Consider the following 16,042-nt stretch of genomic DNA (forward strand, 5'->3'; position numbering starts at 1 on the left):
CGTACACTGATCGAGCGGTCTGTGCTCCCACAGTCCGACTTCGCGCGCCCGCGCAGGTTATCGGCCATCGGCTGGTCTCGCACCTCGGTGTGAGTCCGATGGTCTGCGGGCGCCAGGGTGGAGCGTCTCGAGATGCTCTGCATCAACCGGCAATGAAAGAGAGATACACAGCCATGGCTGTCGTAACAATGAAGCAGCTGCTCGACAGCGGCACGCACTTCGGTCACCAGACCCGTCGTTGGAACCCGAAGATGAAGCGTTTCATCTTCACCGACCGCAACGGCATCTACATCATCGACTTGCAGCAGACGCTGACGTACATCGACAAGGCGTACGAGTTCGTCAAGGAGACCGTTGCCCACGGCGGCACCGTCCTCTTCGTCGGCACCAAGAAGCAGGCCCAGGAATCCATCGCGGCCGAGGCCACTCGCGTCGGGATGCCCTACGTCAACCAGCGTTGGCTCGGCGGCATGCTCACCAACTTCACCACCGTCCACAAGCGTCTTCTCCGCCTCAAGGAGCTCGAGGCAATGGAGCAGACCGGTGGCTTCGAGGGTCGCACCAAGAAGGAGATCCTCATGCTCACGCGTGAGATGACCAAGCTGGACCGCACTCTCGGTGGTATCCGCGACATGGCCAAGGTCCCCTCCGCGGTGTGGGTCGTCGACACCAACAAGGAGCACCTGGCCGTTGCCGAGGCTCGCAAGCTGAACATCCCGGTCATCGCGATCCTGGACACCAACTGCGACCCCGACCTCGTCGACTACCCGATCCCGGGCAACGACGACGCCATCCGCAGCGCCGCCCTGCTCACCAAGGTCGTCGCATCCGCAGTGGCCGAGGGCGTGCAGGCCCGTGCCGGACTGAGCGCCGACAAGGACGCGAAGCCCGAGGCCGGCGCCGGCGAACCCCTCGCCGAGTGGGAGCAGGAACTGCTCTCGCAGGCCGCGCCCGCCGCTGAGGCCGCGCCCGCCGCTGAGGCAGCGCCCGCCGCAGAGGCCGCTCCCGCAGCTGAGGCACAGGCGGCTCCGGCTGCCGAGGCCCCCGCAGCAGAGGCACCCTCCACCGAGGCCTGATCCGATGCACACGGCCCTGACCAGAGATCTTTTGGTCAGGGCCGTTTCACGGTCTGGTCCGAGTACTACCCTGACTTACGTCCCGACAGACATATGAGGAGGCTCGCTCACCATGGCGAACTACACCGCCGCTGACGTCAAGCGGCTCCGCGAGCTCACCGGCTCCGGAATGATGGCCTGCAAGAACGCTCTCGCTGAGGCCGAGGGTGACTTCGACAAGGCTGTGGAGCAGCTGCGCATCAAGGGCGCCAAGGACGTGGGCAAGCGTGCCGAGCGCACCACGGCCGAGGGCCTGGTCGTTTCCAAGGACGGCGTCCTGCTCGAGCTCGACTGCGAGACGGACTTCGTCGCGAAGAACGAGGACTTCCTGAAGCTCGCCGAGTCGATCGTCACGGTCGCCGCGGCAGCGAAGCCCGCCGACGTCGACGCGCTCAAGGCGCTCGACCTCGACGGCAAGACGGTCGATACCGTCATCCAGGAGCAGTCCGCGAAGATCGGCGAGAAGCTCGTCCTGAGCAAGATCGCCTCGTTCGACGGACCGGTCGCGGTCTACCTGCACAAGCGCAGCGCCGACCTGCCGCCCGCCGTCGGCGTCCTCGTCGAGTACACCGGTGAGGGTGACGCTGCAGCGGAGGCCGCTCGCGGTGCCGCCATGCAGGTCGCGGCGCTCAAGGCCAAGTACGTCACGCGCGACGAGGTCCCCGAGGACATCGTCGCCAACGAGCGTCACATCGCCGAGGAGACCGCTCGCGCCGAGGGCAAGCCGGAACAGGCTCTGCCGAAGATCATCGAAGGCCGCGTCAACGGCTACTTCAAGGACGTCGTGCTGACCGAGCAGTCCTCGGTGCAGGACTCCAAGAAGTCCGTCAAGGCGATCCTCGACGAGGCCGGCGTCACCATCAAGCGCTTCGTTCGCTTCGAGGTCGGTGCTTCGAGCTAGTCGTGTGAGTCGTATGGCCCCGTCGGACGAGTGCGCTCGCCCGGCGGGGCCTACGTATACCGCCACCGTCCTGATGAGGCAGGATGAAGATGGCCGTCTGAATGGGTCGAGTAGGCGCGTGGGTGCGCTCGGCCGCTGTCGAAATCGACGAGTGCTGTGGAACTGAGGAGAGCAATGTCCGAACCAGCCAACGAACGTACGGGATTCCATCGAGTCCTTCTCAAACTCGGCGGAGAAATGTTCGGTGGTGGCAAGGTCGGCCTCGACCCCGACGTCGTGACCAAGGTCGCGGAACAGATCGCCGAGGTCGTACGGTCCGGGGTGCAGGTGGCGGTCGTCATCGGCGGCGGCAACTTCTTCCGTGGTGCGGAACTGCAGCAGCGAGGTTTGGACCGCGCGCGGTCCGACTACATGGGCATGCTCGGCACCGTGATGAATTGCCTTGCTCTGCAGGACTTCCTGGAGAAAGAGGGCATCGACAGCCGCGTGCAGACGGCGATCACGATGGGGCAGGTGGCGGAGCCCTACATTCCGCTGCGCGCCCAGCGGCACCTCGAGAAGGGCCGCGTCGTGATCTTCGGCGCCGGCATGGGCATGCCCTACTTCTCGACCGACACGACCGCCGCGCAGCGCGCACTCGAGATCGGCGCCGAGGTCGTCTTGATGGCCAAGGCCGTCGACGGCGTGTTCACCGCGGACCCGAACCTCGACCCGACCGCGACGATGTACGCGCAGATCACGCACCGTGAGGTCATCGAACAGGGACTCAAGGTCGCCGACGCGACGGCGTTCAGTCTCTGTATGGACAACGAGATGCCGATCATGGTGTTCAATCTGCTGACCGAGGGGAATATCGCTCGGGCAGTGTCCGGTGAGAAGATCGGAACGCTCGTCAAGTCATGACGCGAGTGACACGCTCGACACCGGGTTTTCTCGAAATAGAGGCAGTGACGAATCGATGCAGAACGACATGGAGGAACAGCCGTGATTGATGAAGCTCTCTTCGAAGCCGAGGAGAAGATGGAGAAGGCTGTCACGGTGGCCAAGGACGATCTCGGATCGATCCGCACGGGTCGCGCGAATCCTGGCATGTTCAATCGCATCGGAATCGACTACTACGGCGCGTTCACCCCGATCACGCAGCTCGCCAGCATCAACGTGCCGGAAGCGCGACTGGTCGTCGTCAAGCCGTACGAGGCCTCGCAGCTCGGCGCCATCGAGACGGCGATCCGGAACTCCGACCTGGGCGTGAACCCGTCCAACGACGGAAACCTGATCCGCATCTCCGTTCCCCAGCTCACCGAGGAACGCCGCCGCGAACTGGTCAAGCAGGCCAAGTCCAAGGGCGAGGACGCGAAGGTGTCCGTGCGCAACGTGCGGCGCAAGGCGATGGACGAGCTGTCCCGGATCCAGAAGGACGGCGAGGCCGGCGAGGACGAGGTCGGTCGGGCCGAGAAGGAACTCGACAAGACGACCGCCCGGTACGTCGCGCAGGTCGACGAACTGGTGAAGCACAAGGAAGCCGAGTTACTGGAAGTTTAGTCACGAGACGAGGAGTGGATCGGGGACAGTGACCGTGCCAGCAGAACACGGGACCCCAGGGGGACCCATCTCCGAGGGCGACCCCTCGGAACCGGTCTCCGAGGGTGCGCCGGAGGCGGCCCCGGCCGCGAAGTCGAAGGCCGGGCGTAACCTTCCTGCCGCGATCGGCGTGGGCGTCGGTCTCGGCGTCGCGCTGATCCTGATCCTCGTCTACGTGCCGCTGGTATGGATCGGCGTGGTGGCCGTCGCGATGGCAGTCGCCACGTGGGAGGTCACCAAGCGCCTGCGTGAGACCGGGATCAGCGCCCCCCGGATCCCGCTGCTCGCCGGCGGCCAGGCGATCCTGTGGCTGGGGTGGCCGTTCGGCCCGGTCGGGGTGCTCAGCGCCTTCGCGGGGACGGTGCTGGTCTGCATGGTCTGGCGCCTGTTCGACCACGGGCTGAAGGCGACACCCCAGAATTTCCTCCGGGACACCGCGATCACCGTGTTCGTCGCCTCCTGGATTCCGCTGCTGGCGTCGTTCGCCGTGCTGATGGTGTTGCAGGACGACGGCGCCGGGCGCGTGTTGTGCCTGATGATCGGTGTGGTCTGCTCCGATGTGGGCGGCTACGCGGCGGGTGTGCTGCTCGGCAAGCATCCGATGGTGCCGGCGATCAGCCCCAAGAAGTCGTGGGAAGGGTTCTTCGGTTCGCTGCTGTTCTGCGTCATCGGCAGCCTGCTCACGGTCACCCTGATCCTCGACGAGAACTCGATGATCGGCGTGCTCCTCGGTGTGGTCCTTGTGGTCACCGCCACGCTCGGCGATCTGATCGAATCCCAGGTCAAGCGAGAGCTTCGCATCAAGGACATGGGCACCCTGCTCCCCGGGCACGGTGGGATCATGGACCGTCTCGATTCCCTGCTGCCGTCGGCGTTCGTGACGTGGCTGGTGCTCACGGTCCTCGTCTGACCGCCCTGCCGTGACCATCCCCAGCCCGAACATCTGGCACTGGCCGGAGTGGTACGAGGTCGAGAATCGCGCCCAGGACGTGGACGGTGCGATCTTCCGTCACCTGCGTGGGGCCGTGGACTGGGCGGGCGGCACCGTCGCCGACGTGGGCTGCGGGTCCGGCTTCCATCTCCCGGTCTTCGCCGAATCCGCGTCCGCGGTCTACGGAATCGAACCGCATCCGCCGCTGCTGGAGCGTGCCCGCACCCGCGTGGGGCACCTGCCGAACGTCCGCGTGATCGAGGGCTCGGCCGAGGGCATACCCCTGGGCGACGCGAGCGTGGACGTCGTGCACGCGCGGACCGCCTATTTCTTCGGTCCCGGCTGCGGCCGCGGAATCTGTGAGGCGATGCGGGTGCTGCGCCCGGGCGGCGCGCTCGTGGTGGTCGATCTCGACGCCACGGCCCATCCCTACGGCGAATGGATGCGGGCAGACCTGCCGCAGTACAACCCGGCGACCGTCGAGGCCTTCTTCGCGGCGCAGGGGTTCGACATGGTGCGCGTGGAGACGCAATGGCGATTCCCGGATCGGGAATCGCTGCGCGGAGTCCTCGGTATCGAGTTCACCGAGAAGACGGCGTCGAAGGCGTTCGCGCAGACACCCGGCGTGGCTCTCGACGTGCGTTACCGCGTGCACGTCCGCCGAAAGCCCGCCGGGCTGCAGATTCTCTGACCGGCGTTGTCTACCGCGGCGCGATGTGGAACAGCTTCGCGAGCGCGTTGATCTTCTTGGCTTTCGCCAGCTTGGGGAGGTCGCTGCCGTCCCGGACACGGGAGCCGTCCTCGCCGAGGTCCGCGATCACGTCGAGCGCCCATTCGGCGTCGGCCGGGGACGGGCTCAGTGCGTCGTTGACCGGCGCCGTCTGCGCGATGGTCATGCACAGCTTCCCGGTCATGCCCATCGACAAGGTCAGCGCCGACGCCCGGACCAGGGCGTCGACGTCGGTGCCGAGGGTGGGGCCGTCGATCGGCGGTGCGATCCGGGCCGCCCGGCTGGCGACCGTCAGCCGGGAGCGGGGGTAGGCCATCGCCAGCGGCGAGTCGTCCATCCCGGTGTCGCGGCGGAAGTCGCCGCTGCCGAACGCGAGCCGGAACGTGGCCTCCGTCCGGGCGATCTCGGGCGCGGCCTCGAGTCCCATCGCGGATTCGACGAGGGCGAGCACCTTCGTGCCCTCGGGGAGCCGCTCGGCGGTGGCGTCGACCTGCATTCCACTCTCGGTCTTGGCGAGCATGACGCCCTCGAGCCCGGGAACACCGTTCAGGGCTGCCAGGTCGTCCGCCCAGTAGGGGGTGGTCGCGTCGTTGATCCGCACCCACGCGCGCCGGTGCTCGCCGAGCCAGGCGACGACGTCGGCGCGGGCCCGGGGTTTGAGGTCGGGGGTGACGGCGTCCTCGAGGTCGAGAATCACGGCGTCGGCGGCGCTGGCACGGGCCGCCTCGAAACCCTCGGGTTTGCCGGCGGGAACCAGCAGCCAGGATCGTGCTTGTTCAGCCGTGATACGCGGTGCCACAGTCGTCTCCATGTCGGCCTTCACAGTCGTGCCGTTCCGGTGATATCCACGACAGTAATTCTGCTCGCTCAGCGTCTGCGCAATCCACTTGCGTAACTATTGTTCAGTTAGAAATTACTGTTCAGGCGCCGCTGCCGGTTCGCGGCCCGGCGGATCTGGATGATGCGGACACCGCCCGCGAGGGCCATGATCACCGCGCCGGCGATCGCCGCGAACAACAGTGTGACCCCCAGTGGGAGGGTGAATTCCCAGACGAACATTTCGAGGGTCACGCTGTCGAGGTTCTGCAGGATGAACACGAGAAGCAGTACCAGAACGACGATTCCGATCACCAGGCCGGTCCACGTGGCGCCCACCCGCGTGTGCTTGATGCCCTTGCGGCGTGCGACGTCGGGATGCTCGGTGCCCTCCGGTGCGGTGTCGGGGTGCGGCGGGTCGGTGGGCGCCGGACCGGTGCCGGGGCCGCGGCCGACGGGGACGTCCGGAGGGAAGTTCGTGGGGTCGTCCGGTGTTGTCGACATAAGTTGATCTTCACCCACCTGGGCGGGATCTGCATGCGCATCGGGCGGCGAAACGACGTCGATCAGGCATCCGCACGACAACGACCCTCGAATCAATGGGACAATGGAGAAACTATGGCTGTCTCGCTTCCCCTCGTTTTCACCGCGCCCCGGCGTGGGATGCCGCCCAAGCATCTCGCGGACCTCGACTCCGCCGAGCGGCGGGAGGCCGTCAAGGAGCTGGGTCTGCCCGGGTTCCGGGCCGACCAGCTGGCCCGGCAGTACTACGCGCGGCTCGAGGCGGATCCGGAGAAGATGACCGATCTTCCCGCCGCCGTGCGCGAGCAGGTGGGCGCGGCCCTGTTCCCGACGCTGCTGACCCCGGTCAAGCACCTGGCTTGCGACGGCGGCGACACCCGCAAGACGCTCTGGAAGGCGAACGACGGGACGCTGCTCGAAAGCGTCCTCATGCGCTACCCCGACCGCGCGACGCTATGCATCTCCAGCCAGGCGGGGTGCGGAATGGCGTGCCCGTTCTGCGCGACCGGTCAGGGCGGTTTGCAACGCAACCTGTCGACTGCCGAGATCGTCGACCAGGTGCGTGCCGCCGCGGCCGCTCTGCGCGACGGCGACGTCCACGGCGGTCCGGGCAGGTTGTCGAACGTCGTCTTCATGGGGATGGGGGAGCCGCTCGCCAACTACAAGCGAGTGGTCGCCGCCGTCCGTCGCATCACCTCACCCGCCCCCGACGGCCTCGGGTTGTCGCAGCGCTCCGTGACGGTGTCGACGGTGGGTCTGGCGCCCGCGATCCGCAAGCTCGCCGACGAGGACCTCAGCGTCACGCTGGCCGTGTCTCTGCACACCCCCGACGACGAACTGCGCGACACCCTGGTCCCCGTGAACAACCGCTGGTCGGTCGCGGAGGTCCTCGACGCCGCCCGCTACTACGCGGACAAGTCCGGCCGCCGCGTCTCGATCGAGTACGCGCTGATCCGGGACGTGAACGATCAGCCGTGGCGCGCCGACCTGCTGGGCAAGAAGCTGCGCAAGGCGCTCGGGCCGCTGGTGCACGTGAATCTGATCCCGCTGAACCCCACGCCGGGCAGTGAATGGGATGCGAGCCCGAAGCCGGTGGAGAAGGAATTCGTCCGGCGCGTGCTGGCGCAGGGTGTGTCCTGCACCGTCCGGGACACCCGCGGCCAGGAGATCGCCGCCGCCTGCGGGCAGCTCGCCGCCGAGAACTGAGCTCCCCCCGAACAGGCCGAAACGACGAAACCCCTCGTTCCCGAGTGATCGGGGCGAGGGGTTCGTTCGTGGTTCGGTGTTACCGGGGCTTACGCCGCAGGACGATGTCGCGAACGAGGATCGCGACCATCAGGGCCGCGCAGCCGATCAGCCACAGGTCTTCGACCAGGCCGGTGTGGTTGCCGATGATCATGAGCAGCAGGAACACGGCGAAGAACCATCCGAAGAACCGGAACGTCTTCGGCGCCTCACCGCTCCAGCCCCATGCTGCCGACGGGACCTCCGCGGTGTCGACGTGTGCGGCCACGATGGGGTCGCTGGACGAGGGCTCCAACTGGGTACCGGCCACGATCGATCCTCCTGCAGATTCGGTTGCGCTACTCGACATATCGTGACATACGACCGCCCGTCGTATGTAGCGGGGCCATCCATGGCGGGCGGTCCGCATTTCATCAGGAAGAATGGGTGGGTGGATGAAAACAGGCCCACTCGCGTCCTGCTGCTCGGCAGCACAGGTTCGATCGGTACCCAGGCGTTGGAGGTGGTGGCCGCCAACCCGGACAAGTTCACGGTGGTGGGACTCGCGGCCGGTGGCGCAAACGTCGAACTGCTGGACCGGCAGATTCGTGAGACGGGTGTGTCCTCCGTCGCAGTCGCGGATCCGTCGGCGGCCGCATCGCTGGCTCGGCCCGGCGTGCTGAGCGGACCGGACGCCGTCACCGAACTGGTGCGGACCACCGAAGCGGACGTCGTGCTCAACGCTCTCGTCGGTTCGCTGGGACTGGAGCCGACCCTGGCCGCGCTCGAGTCCGGTGCGCGGCTCGCCCTCGCCAACAAGGAGTCGCTCGTCGCCGGCGGGCCCCTCGTGACAGCGGCGGCGGCTCCGGGGCAGATCGTGCCGGTGGACTCCGAGCACTCCGCGCTGGCCCAGTGTCTGCGGGGCGGCAGCGCGGACGAGGTGGACCGGCTGGTTCTCACCGCCTCGGGTGGACCGTTCCGCGGCTGGACGGCCGATCGGCTCGAATCGGTGACACCCGAGCAGGCCGGTGCCCACCCGACGTGGTCGATGGGGCCGATGAACACGCTGAACTCCGCGACACTCGTCAACAAGGGGCTCGAACTGATCGAGACCCACCTGCTGTTCGGCGTCGACTACGACCGGATCGACGTCACCGTTCACCCGCAGTCCATCGTGCACTCGATGGTCACGTTCACCGACGGGTCGACGCTGGCGCAGGCCAGCCCACCCGACATGAAACTTCCGATCGCCCTGGCGCTGGGCTGGCCGCACCGCATCGCAGGCGCCGCCGCGGCCTGCGACTTCAGCACGGCGTCCACCTGGGACTTCGAGCCTCTCGACTCGCAGGTTTTCCCCGCCGTCGACCTCGCCCGCGAGGCAGGCAAGGGTGGGGGATGCCTCACCGCGGTCTACAACGCTGCGAACGAAGTCGCGGCTCAGGCATTCTTGGACGGGATCATCCGGTTCCCGCGCATCGTCCGCACCGTCGCCTCCGTGCTGTCCGAGGCGGACGAGTGGTCGGCGCCACCGGCTACCGTGGAAGACGTACTGGCCGCCGACGGCTGGGCACGTGAGCGAGCACGTCAGCTCGTGAAGCAGGAAGGCTAGAACTGCATGGTGTTCGCAGTGGGCGTTGTTCTCTTCGCCCTCGGGATCGCGCTGTCGATCGCACTTCACGAAGCGGGGCACATGTGGGTGGCGCAGGCCACCGGCATGAAGGTCCGCCGATACTTCATCGGTTTCGGACCCAAGGTCTTCTCCTTCCGGCGCGGTGAGACCGAGTACGGGCTCAAGGCGCTCCCGCTCGGCGGGTTCTGCGACATCGCCGGGATGACGGCGCTGGACGAACTCGAACCGGACGAAGAAGACCGGGCCATGTACAAGAAGCCGACGTGGAAGCGCCTCGCGGTGATGTCCGGCGGCATCGGCATGAACTTCGTCCTCGGGCTCGTGCTGGTCTACGTCCTCGCCGTCGGGTGGGGGCTGCCCGACCTCAACCGGTCCACCGACGCGGTCGTCGGCTCGGTCGGGTGCGCGGCGCCCACCCAGGGGCCCGGCCCCGACTACGCCCTGTCCGAGTGCACCGGTCCGGGCCCCGCCGAGCAGGCGGGCATCCGGACCGGCGACGTCATCACCGCGGTCGACGGCAAGGACACGCCCACGTTCGCCGACGTGGCCGCCGCCACGCGCTCGCTGTCCGGTCCGGTGGACTTCACGATCGAGCGGGACGGCGAAGAGCAGACGATCGTCGTCCCGGTCCAGCAGGTGCAGCGCTGGGTCCAGGAGGAGGGGGAGACCGAACCTCACGAGGCGACCGTCGGCGCGATCGGCGTCGGCGCGACACCGAGCGTCGTCGAGCACTCGGCCCTCTCGGCGGTGCCCGCTTCGCTCGAGTTCACCGGTGACATGTTCGTGATGACCGCCGAGCGGCTGGTGCAGATGCCGAGCAAGGCCGTCGACCTGTGGCACGCGGTGACGGGCGGAGAACGCGACCCGGAGACCCCGATCTCCGTGTACGGCGCCAGCGTCATCGGCGGCCAGATCGCCGAACAAGGCATCTGGGAAGCGTTCGTGCTGCTGCTCGCGAGCCTGAACTTCTTCCTCGGGATGTTCAACCTCCTGCCCCTGCTGCCGCTCGACGGCGGGCACATGGCGGTCACCGTGTACGAGCGGGTCCGGGACTGGTTCCGCAGCAGGCGCGGACTGCCCAGCGGGGGACCCGTCGACTACATGAAACTTCTGCCCGTCACCTATGTGGTGATCATCATAGGCGGCGCATACATGCTCCTCACCCTGACCGCCGACATCGTCAACCCGATCAAGCTCTTCCAGTGATCGCTAAACTCGGACTTGAAGCTACGAAAGAAGGCACCCACGTGACCAGCCCTGTCGGATTGGGTATGCCCGAAGGCCCGGCCGCCGTTCTCGCACCCCGCCGCAAGACTCGCCAGCTCCAGGTCGGAACTGTCGGTGTCGGCAGCGACTTCCCGGTATCCGTGCAGTCGATGTGCACCACCAAGACCCACGACGTCAACGCCACCCTGCAGCAGATCGCCGAACTCACGGCGTCCGGTTGCGACATCGTCCGCGTCGCCTGCCCGCGGCAGGAGGACGCCGACGCGCTCGCGACCATCGCGAAGAAGAGCCAGATCCCGGTCATCGCCGACATCCACTTCCAGCCCCGGTACATCTTCGCCGCCATCGAGGCGGGTTGCGCCGCCGTGCGCGTGAACCCCGGCAACATCAAGGAGTTCGACGGACGCGTCAAGGAGGTCGCGAAGGCCGCGGGCGACGCCGGTATCCCGATCCGCATCGGCGTCAACGCCGGTTCCCTCGACCCGCGGCTGATGCAGAAGTACGGCAAGGCCACGCCGGAGGCGCTCGTCGAGTCCGCCCTGTGGGAGGCGGGACTGTTCGAGGAACACGGGTTCGGCGACATCAAGATTTCGGTGAAGCACAACGACCCGGTGATCATGGTCGAGGCCTATCGGCAGCTGGCGGCGCAGTGCAACTACCCGCTGCACCTCGGGGTGACCGAGGCCGGTCCGGCGTTCCAGGGCACGATCAAGTCGGCGGTGGCGTTCGGCGCGCTGCTGGCCGACGGCATCGGCGACACCATCCGGGTGTCGCTGTCCGCCCCGCCCGCCGAGGAGATCAAGGTCGGCACGCAGATCCTGCAGTCGCTGAACCTGCGGCCCCGGAAGCTCGAGATCGTGTCCTGCCCGTCGTGCGGGCGCGCGCAGGTCGACGTGTACACGCTCGCCGACGAGGTCACCGCCGGTCTCGAGGGCATGGAGATCCCGCTGCGCGTGGCCGTCATGGGGTGCGTCGTCAACGGTCCCGGTGAGGCCCGCGAGGCCGACCTGGGTGTCGCGTCCGGCAACGGCAAGGGGCAGATCTTCGTCAAGGGCAAGGTCATCAAGACCGTGCCGGAGGCGCAGATCGTCGAAACCCTCATCGAGGAAGCGATGCGGATCGCCGAGGAGATGGAGGGTGATGCGACGTCCGGATCACCCGTCGTGACGGTCAGCTGAGTCGGCGCAGGCAGCGGGCAACGAAACGTCTCCCGTTTCCGGCGAGTTCATGGCAATCTGGTGGGCAGGTCCACTAGCTGACAAGGTTGGGTAGATGCTCAAGCTCCTCGGTGCCAAACAGTTGAGCAGTCGGGACGCAGCACACGTGCTCCGCGTTCTCGACGCCGATCCTGTCGCCGCCTGCATGGTTGCCGCTCGCGTAGAAGAGGGCGGCGTCGATCCCCGGATGATCCACGGAGAGTTGTGGAGTCGGGGCGGGCCGCTCGAATCGTTGTGCTTCTCGGGCGCGAATTTCGTGCCGCTGCGCGGCAGCATCGACGACATGCGGGCGTTCGCCGACCGAGCCTGTCGCACCCCGCGCATGTGTTCGTCGCTGGTCGGCCGGGCCGAACTGACGTTGCCGCTGTGGGAGATGCTCGAGATGGATTGGGGGCCTGCCCGCGAGGTCCGGCCCGACCAGCCGCTGCTGGCGCTGGCGAGTACCCCGCAGTGCCGCCCGGATCCGTTGGTCCGGCAGGTGCGGATGCACGAACTCGAGCAGTACCTGCCTGCCGCGGTCGCGATGTTCATCGAAGAGGTCGGCATCGACCCCCGCGCCAACGACGGCGGACGAGGGTACCGGCGCCGCGTCGCCAATCTCATCGCCGCCGGCCGGGCGTGGGCCAGATTCGACGACGGTCAGGTGGTGTTCAAGGCCGAGGTCGGATCGGTGTCCTCGCGGGTGGGGCAGATCCAGGGCGTCTGGGTGCATCCGATGTATCGCGGGCACGGGTTCGGGGCGGCGGGTACCGCGACGGTCGCGGAGGCCGTCATCGCCGAGGGCCGCATCGCCAGCCTCTACGTCAACAGCTTCAACACGGTGGCCCGCAGCGCGTACGCGCGCATCGGCTTCAGCCAGGTCGCGACGTTCGCCACAATTCTCCTGGACTGACTCGCTGTCCGCCTACCGTGTCGGCGGTGTCCGCCGACATACCATGGGCGGCGATGAACCTGCGGCCATATTCTCGCTTACGCGTCGTCCAGTCGATCGCCCTGTGCGGCGCCGCGGTGCTGACGGTGGGTCTCACGGCGTGTACGCCGAGACCGGACGGTCCGGAACCGGCCGCGCAGGCGTTTCTGACGGCCTTCGCCGAGCAGGACTCGGAGCAGGCCGCCGATCTGTCGGACCGCCCCGACGTCGCCCGCCAGGCCCTCGAGTCCGCGTGGACGTCGCTGCAGGCCGAGTCTCTCGACGCCCGGACGACGGACGTCCACGTCAGCGGTGACACGGCCACCGTCGGGTACACGTACGAATGGCATCTGCCGAAGGACCGGGTATGGACGTATTCGGGTGAACTCCAGATGGGGCGGCGCGGCGGCGACTGGGCCGTGCGGTGGAGTTCCACCAACGTCCATCCCCGGCTGGGTGATCGGCAGACGATGTCGCTGCGGTCCACTGCCGCGCCGCGGGCGCGGGTCAACGAGCATTCCGGGTCGGACGTCCTGGTGCCCGGAGTGGTGTACCGCGTGAAGCTCGATGCGGCGCAGTCGGGCAACGTGATCGGCAGTGCCCAGTCCCTGGCGTCGGCGCTCGCCACGTTCGACAACACGCTCACTGCGCAGTCGATCGCCGAATCGGCGACGGCGGTGAAGGGCGACTACCTCGTCACGAGGCTGCGGTCGGACGACTACGAACAGGTCGCCGGCGTGCTCGGCGCCATTCCCGGGGTGAGCGTGTCCGACGAGGCGGATCTCGTGGCCACCGACCGGAACTTCGCACCCGATCTGGTCGGTCAGGTGAAGAAGACCGTGATCGACGAGGTCGACGGCAAGGCCGGCTGGAGTGTGGTGACGGTCAACCAGAACGGGGTGGACACGGACGTGCTCACCGAGACGGCGCCGCAGACCTCCCCGTCGTTCTCGATCAGCCTCGACCGTCCCATTCAGATCGCGGCGCAGAACGCCGTCAATGCTCGCACCGATCAGACGATGATGGTCGTCATCCAGCCGTCGACCGGCGACGTCCTGGCCGTAGCGCAGAACAAGGCCGCGGACAGGGACGGACCGGTCGCGCTCACCGGCCTGTATCCGCCCGGTTCGACGTTCAAGATCATCACCGCAGGCGCCGCGATCTCCTCGGGCATCGCGACCCCCGACACGATGGTGCCGTGTCCGGGACGCATCGAGATCGGTGAGCGCAGCGTCCCGAACTACAACGAATTCGCGCTCGGCACCGTGCCGATGGCGACGGCGTTCGCCCGATCGTGCAACACGTCGTTCGCGAAACTCGCCAGCGAGATGCGGCCCGACGCACTGACGGTCGCGGCGTCGCAGTACGGAATCGGGCCCGACTACGAAGTGGTGGGCCTGCCGACCGACTCGGGTTCGGTGCCGCCGGCGGAGGACCTGGTGCAGCGAACCGAGGACGGGTTCGGGCAGGGCAAGGTGGTGGTCAGCCCGTTCGGGATGGCGTTGGCCGCCGCGACCATCGCACACGGTTCGACGCCCGTGCCGCGGTTGATCGCCGGACGGGAAACCACGATCGACGGCGAGCATCCCCAGATCAGCCCGGAGATGGTCGACGGGCTGCGCGGCATGATGCGTCTCGTGGTGACGAGCGGTACGGCGGAGCGGATCGAAGACCAGGGCGAGGTGTACGGCAAGACGGGTGAGGCGGAGGTCGAGGGCGGTTCGCACGCCTGGTTCGTCGGTTACCGCGGCGACCTCGCGTTCGCGACGCTGGTGGTGCGCGGTGGCAGTTCCGACAACGCCGTCGCCGTCACCCGCGACATGTTCGCCGCGCTGCCCGAGGGGTACTGACACCGACGCTGTCCACCGATCGGGGGACGCGGAATTCATCCTGTTCAGGGGCTGATCGGTGGACAGACGCTGCCGCCGGGGCGGTCCATAGTTGGTTGCAGACGAAAGAACCCGCACAGCCGGGATCGAAAAGCCAACGTGGACAGGAAGTCGGACCATGACCATCAGTGCGGAAATGAACCGCGTGGAGACAGCGAACGGCGCCCGGAGGGTGTTGTTCGTCGGGCGCCCGGGCGCCGGCACCGAGCTGACGCGGTGGGTTGCATTGCGGCAGTGGGCTTCCGACCGCGGAATGGAATCGATCAGCGAATGTGAGGGCGACGTCGTCTGCGCGATCGCGACCGAGGACGTCCTGGACGGACTCTGTTCGCCATCCGATGCGATGGCGATGCAGCTGGCGCGGGCTCGAGGGGTGCCCTGCGTCGGCGTTCGCGACGCACACGTTCTCGAGGATGCGATCTGACATGGGGTTCGAGATCATCGAACGCGGCGAGACCCTGGTGGCCGGTCTGCCCGTGCGAAGCCCCCAGCGGGCGTTGGGGAAATTGAGCGACCCTCGCCTGGACCGCGCATGGACGCGGGTGCTCCACCACGAGATCCGGGGACCGCTCGCGTCCACCTACATCGACTTCGCTCCCGACGTCGAGTCCTATTACACCCAGATCGTCGGCTACGAGTGCGCGACGGTGGACGACGCCACACGGGGTCACGTCATTTCGCGGATACCGCCCGGCACGTACGCCAAGTTCTCTTCGCGGGGAATGTTTCCCGACGTGATGCTGCGGCTGTGGGCGCAGGTCAGCGAGGCGGAGACGAACGGCGACATCGAGCGGACGTACACCGGCGACCTCGAAGCGTATCCCCACGCCTATGCCGTGGATCTGTACATTCCGATCCACGTGTACGAGTCCGGGGCGCCGTCGAGCGTAATGGGGTCGAGTGCGATGGGTGAGAAGCGATGATCGAGATCGTCAAGAGGCAGGCCGAATCGTTTGTGGGCCTGACCATTCCCGAAGGCAAACCCGGACGTCCCGGGCCGGGCCGGGAACTCGTCGACTACACGCTGGAGCGGATCAGGGATCGGGGGAGCTCCGAGATCTTCGTCGTCTACGCGGCGTCCCCGCCGCCGCGCACGTTCACGGTCGTCGTCGGATACCCGTGCGATTCGACCGACAAGATGGAGCCCGGCGACGTCCTGGTCGGCGTGCGTTCCGGCTATTTCGCCCGATTCTGTTGCGAGGACGAATCGGAACCGGACGCGCTCGCCGAGACGTGGAGCGTCGCCGACTACGCGGCGGCGCGCGGCCGGATCGAACGCGCCTTCGCGGAAGACCTCGAGGTGCATCATCCGGACGGGTCCGTCGAACTGTTCCTCTCGCTGTGCTGAG

18 protein-coding genes are annotated in these 16,042 nt (G+C 67.4%); 15 read left to right on the top strand and 3 right to left on the bottom strand.

Annotated features, from left to right (window positions below; translation table 11 throughout):
• Positions 1-173: 173 nt before the first annotated feature.
• From rpsB to RHA1_RS32170, 6 genes are all read left to right on the top strand, one after another.
• Positions 174-1,076 (top strand): 30S ribosomal protein S2, encoded by a 903-nt coding sequence (gene rpsB / locus RHA1_RS32145; protein ID WP_011598428.1) that lies wholly within the window; start codon positions 174-176, stop codon positions 1,074-1,076.
• Between the two features lie 112 nt (positions 1,077-1,188).
• The gene (gene tsf, locus RHA1_RS32150; protein WP_005240533.1) at positions 1,189-2,016 is read left to right on the top strand and encodes a translation elongation factor Ts; all 828 of its coding nucleotides are present in this window, start codon (positions 1,189-1,191) and stop codon (positions 2,014-2,016) included.
• A 174-nt stretch (positions 2,017-2,190) separates the two neighbouring features.
• Positions 2,191-2,919, top strand: a complete 729-nt coding sequence (gene pyrH, locus RHA1_RS32155; RefSeq protein ID WP_009479740.1) for a UMP kinase — start codon at positions 2,191-2,193, stop codon at positions 2,917-2,919.
• 81 nt (positions 2,920-3,000) lie between these two features.
• The gene (frr, locus tag RHA1_RS32160) at positions 3,001-3,558 is read left to right on the top strand and encodes a ribosome recycling factor (RefSeq protein WP_005240537.1); all 558 of its coding nucleotides are present in this window, start codon (positions 3,001-3,003) and stop codon (positions 3,556-3,558) included.
• Between the two features lie 28 nt (positions 3,559-3,586).
• Positions 3,587-4,507, top strand: a complete 921-nt coding sequence (locus RHA1_RS32165) for a phosphatidate cytidylyltransferase (RefSeq protein WP_081437493.1) — start codon at positions 3,587-3,589, stop codon at positions 4,505-4,507.
• Positions 4,508-4,517: 10 nt separating this feature from the next.
• Positions 4,518-5,219, top strand: a complete 702-nt coding sequence (locus RHA1_RS32170) for a class I SAM-dependent methyltransferase (RefSeq protein WP_011598430.1) — start codon at positions 4,518-4,520, stop codon at positions 5,217-5,219.
• A 10-nt stretch (positions 5,220-5,229) separates the two neighbouring features.
• On the opposite strand, the gene RHA1_RS32175 is transcribed toward RHA1_RS32170, so the two are convergent.
• Together RHA1_RS32175 and RHA1_RS32180 are read right to left on the bottom strand one after the other, a co-directional pair.
• Positions 5,230-6,081, bottom strand: a complete 852-nt coding sequence (locus RHA1_RS32175; RefSeq protein ID WP_016880162.1) for an HpcH/HpaI aldolase/citrate lyase family protein — start codon at positions 6,079-6,081, stop codon at positions 5,230-5,232.
• 83 nt (positions 6,082-6,164) lie between these two features.
• Complete coding sequence (locus RHA1_RS32180) at positions 6,165-6,578, bottom strand: LapA family protein (protein WP_009479744.1); 414 nt, start codon at positions 6,576-6,578, stop codon at positions 6,165-6,167.
• Positions 6,579-6,692: 114 nt separating this feature from the next.
• On the opposite strand from RHA1_RS32180, the gene rlmN reads away from it, so the two are divergent.
• Entirely contained in the window at positions 6,693-7,802 is a 1,110-nt protein-coding gene (gene rlmN / locus RHA1_RS32185; RefSeq protein ID WP_005240549.1) for a dual-specificity RNA methyltransferase RlmN, read from the top strand.
• A 79-nt stretch (positions 7,803-7,881) separates the two neighbouring features.
• Here the strand turns inward: rlmN and RHA1_RS32190 are convergent, their stop codons facing one another.
• On the bottom strand, positions 7,882-8,151 hold the full coding sequence (locus RHA1_RS32190; protein WP_009479745.1) for a DUF2631 domain-containing protein: 270 nt from the start codon (positions 8,149-8,151) through the stop codon (positions 7,882-7,884).
• 81 nt (positions 8,152-8,232) lie between these two features.
• Between RHA1_RS32190 and dxr the strand changes: the two genes are divergently transcribed.
• The 8 genes from dxr (at position 8,233) to RHA1_RS32230 (ending at position 16,041) form a co-directional block, all read left to right on the top strand.
• Positions 8,233-9,429, top strand: a complete 1,197-nt coding sequence (gene dxr / locus RHA1_RS32195) for a 1-deoxy-D-xylulose-5-phosphate reductoisomerase (protein ID WP_011598434.1) — start codon at positions 8,233-8,235, stop codon at positions 9,427-9,429.
• 6 nt (positions 9,430-9,435) lie between these two features.
• On the top strand, positions 9,436-10,656 hold the full coding sequence (locus tag RHA1_RS32200) for a M50 family metallopeptidase (RefSeq protein WP_011598435.1): 1,221 nt from the start codon (positions 9,436-9,438) through the stop codon (positions 10,654-10,656).
• Positions 10,657-10,697: 41 nt separating this feature from the next.
• Positions 10,698-11,855 carry a flavodoxin-dependent (E)-4-hydroxy-3-methylbut-2-enyl-diphosphate synthase gene (gene ispG, locus RHA1_RS32205; RefSeq protein ID WP_005259330.1) on the top strand — a complete coding sequence of 386 codons (1,158 nt, stop codon included), beginning with the start codon at positions 10,698-10,700 and terminating at the stop codon, positions 11,853-11,855.
• A 94-nt stretch (positions 11,856-11,949) separates the two neighbouring features.
• Positions 11,950-12,786, top strand: a complete 837-nt coding sequence (locus tag RHA1_RS32210; protein ID WP_009479750.1) for a GNAT family N-acetyltransferase — start codon at positions 11,950-11,952, stop codon at positions 12,784-12,786.
• Positions 12,787-12,839: 53 nt separating this feature from the next.
• Positions 12,840-14,654, top strand: coding sequence for a penicillin-binding transpeptidase domain-containing protein (locus tag RHA1_RS32215; protein ID WP_011598436.1), 1,815 nt, complete (start codon positions 12,840-12,842; stop codon positions 14,652-14,654).
• Between the two features lie 157 nt (positions 14,655-14,811).
• Positions 14,812-15,117: a hypothetical protein gene (locus tag RHA1_RS32220; RefSeq protein ID WP_009479752.1), complete on the top strand. Its 306-nt coding sequence runs from the start codon at positions 14,812-14,814 to the stop codon at positions 15,115-15,117.
• Between the two features lies 1 nt (position 15,118).
• Positions 15,119-15,616: a GyrI-like domain-containing protein gene (locus RHA1_RS32225; RefSeq protein ID WP_011598438.1), complete on the top strand. Its 498-nt coding sequence runs from the start codon at positions 15,119-15,121 to the stop codon at positions 15,614-15,616.
• Entirely contained in the window at positions 15,613-16,041 is a 429-nt protein-coding gene (locus tag RHA1_RS32230; protein ID WP_011598439.1) for a hypothetical protein, read from the top strand. The genes RHA1_RS32225 and RHA1_RS32230 overlap by 4 nt, the downstream gene beginning before the upstream one ends.
• The last annotated feature ends 1 nt before the right edge of the window (position 16,042 follow it).

This window comes from Rhodococcus jostii RHA1, from assembly GCF_000014565.1.
GTDB classification, from domain to species: domain Bacteria; phylum Actinomycetota; class Actinomycetes; order Mycobacteriales; family Mycobacteriaceae; genus Rhodococcus_F; species Rhodococcus_F jostii_A.

What these genes read in the sequence shown, in the direction of transcription:
- RHA1_RS32230 (WP_011598439.1), top strand. Translation starts at nt 15,613, where the DNA reads ATGATCGAGATCGTCAAGAGGCAGGCCGAATCGTTTGTGGGCCTGACC.
- RHA1_RS32220 (WP_009479752.1), top strand. Translation starts at nt 14,812, where the DNA reads ATGACCATCAGTGCGGAAATGAACCGCGTGGAGACAGCGAACGGCGCC.
- RHA1_RS32200 (WP_011598435.1), top strand. Translation starts at nt 9,436, where the DNA reads ATGGTGTTCGCAGTGGGCGTTGTTCTCTTCGCCCTCGGGATCGCGCTG.
- RHA1_RS32180 (WP_009479744.1), bottom strand. Translation starts at nt 6,578, where the DNA reads ATGTCGACAACACCGGACGACCCCACGAACTTCCCTCCGGACGTCCCC.
- RHA1_RS32210 (WP_009479750.1), top strand. Translation starts at nt 11,950, where the DNA reads ATGCTCAAGCTCCTCGGTGCCAAACAGTTGAGCAGTCGGGACGCAGCA.
- rpsB (WP_011598428.1), top strand. Translation starts at nt 174, where the DNA reads ATGGCTGTCGTAACAATGAAGCAGCTGCTCGACAGCGGCACGCACTTC.
- dxr (WP_011598434.1), top strand. Translation starts at nt 8,233, where the DNA reads ATGGCGGGCGGTCCGCATTTCATCAGGAAGAATGGGTGGGTGGATGAA.
- RHA1_RS32215 (WP_011598436.1), top strand. Translation starts at nt 12,840, where the DNA reads ATGAACCTGCGGCCATATTCTCGCTTACGCGTCGTCCAGTCGATCGCC.
- pyrH (WP_009479740.1), top strand. Translation starts at nt 2,191, where the DNA reads ATGTCCGAACCAGCCAACGAACGTACGGGATTCCATCGAGTCCTTCTC.
- tsf (WP_005240533.1), top strand. Translation starts at nt 1,189, where the DNA reads ATGGCGAACTACACCGCCGCTGACGTCAAGCGGCTCCGCGAGCTCACC.
- rlmN (WP_005240549.1), top strand. Translation starts at nt 6,693, where the DNA reads ATGGCTGTCTCGCTTCCCCTCGTTTTCACCGCGCCCCGGCGTGGGATG.
- RHA1_RS32225 (WP_011598438.1), top strand. Translation starts at nt 15,119, where the DNA reads ATGGGGTTCGAGATCATCGAACGCGGCGAGACCCTGGTGGCCGGTCTG.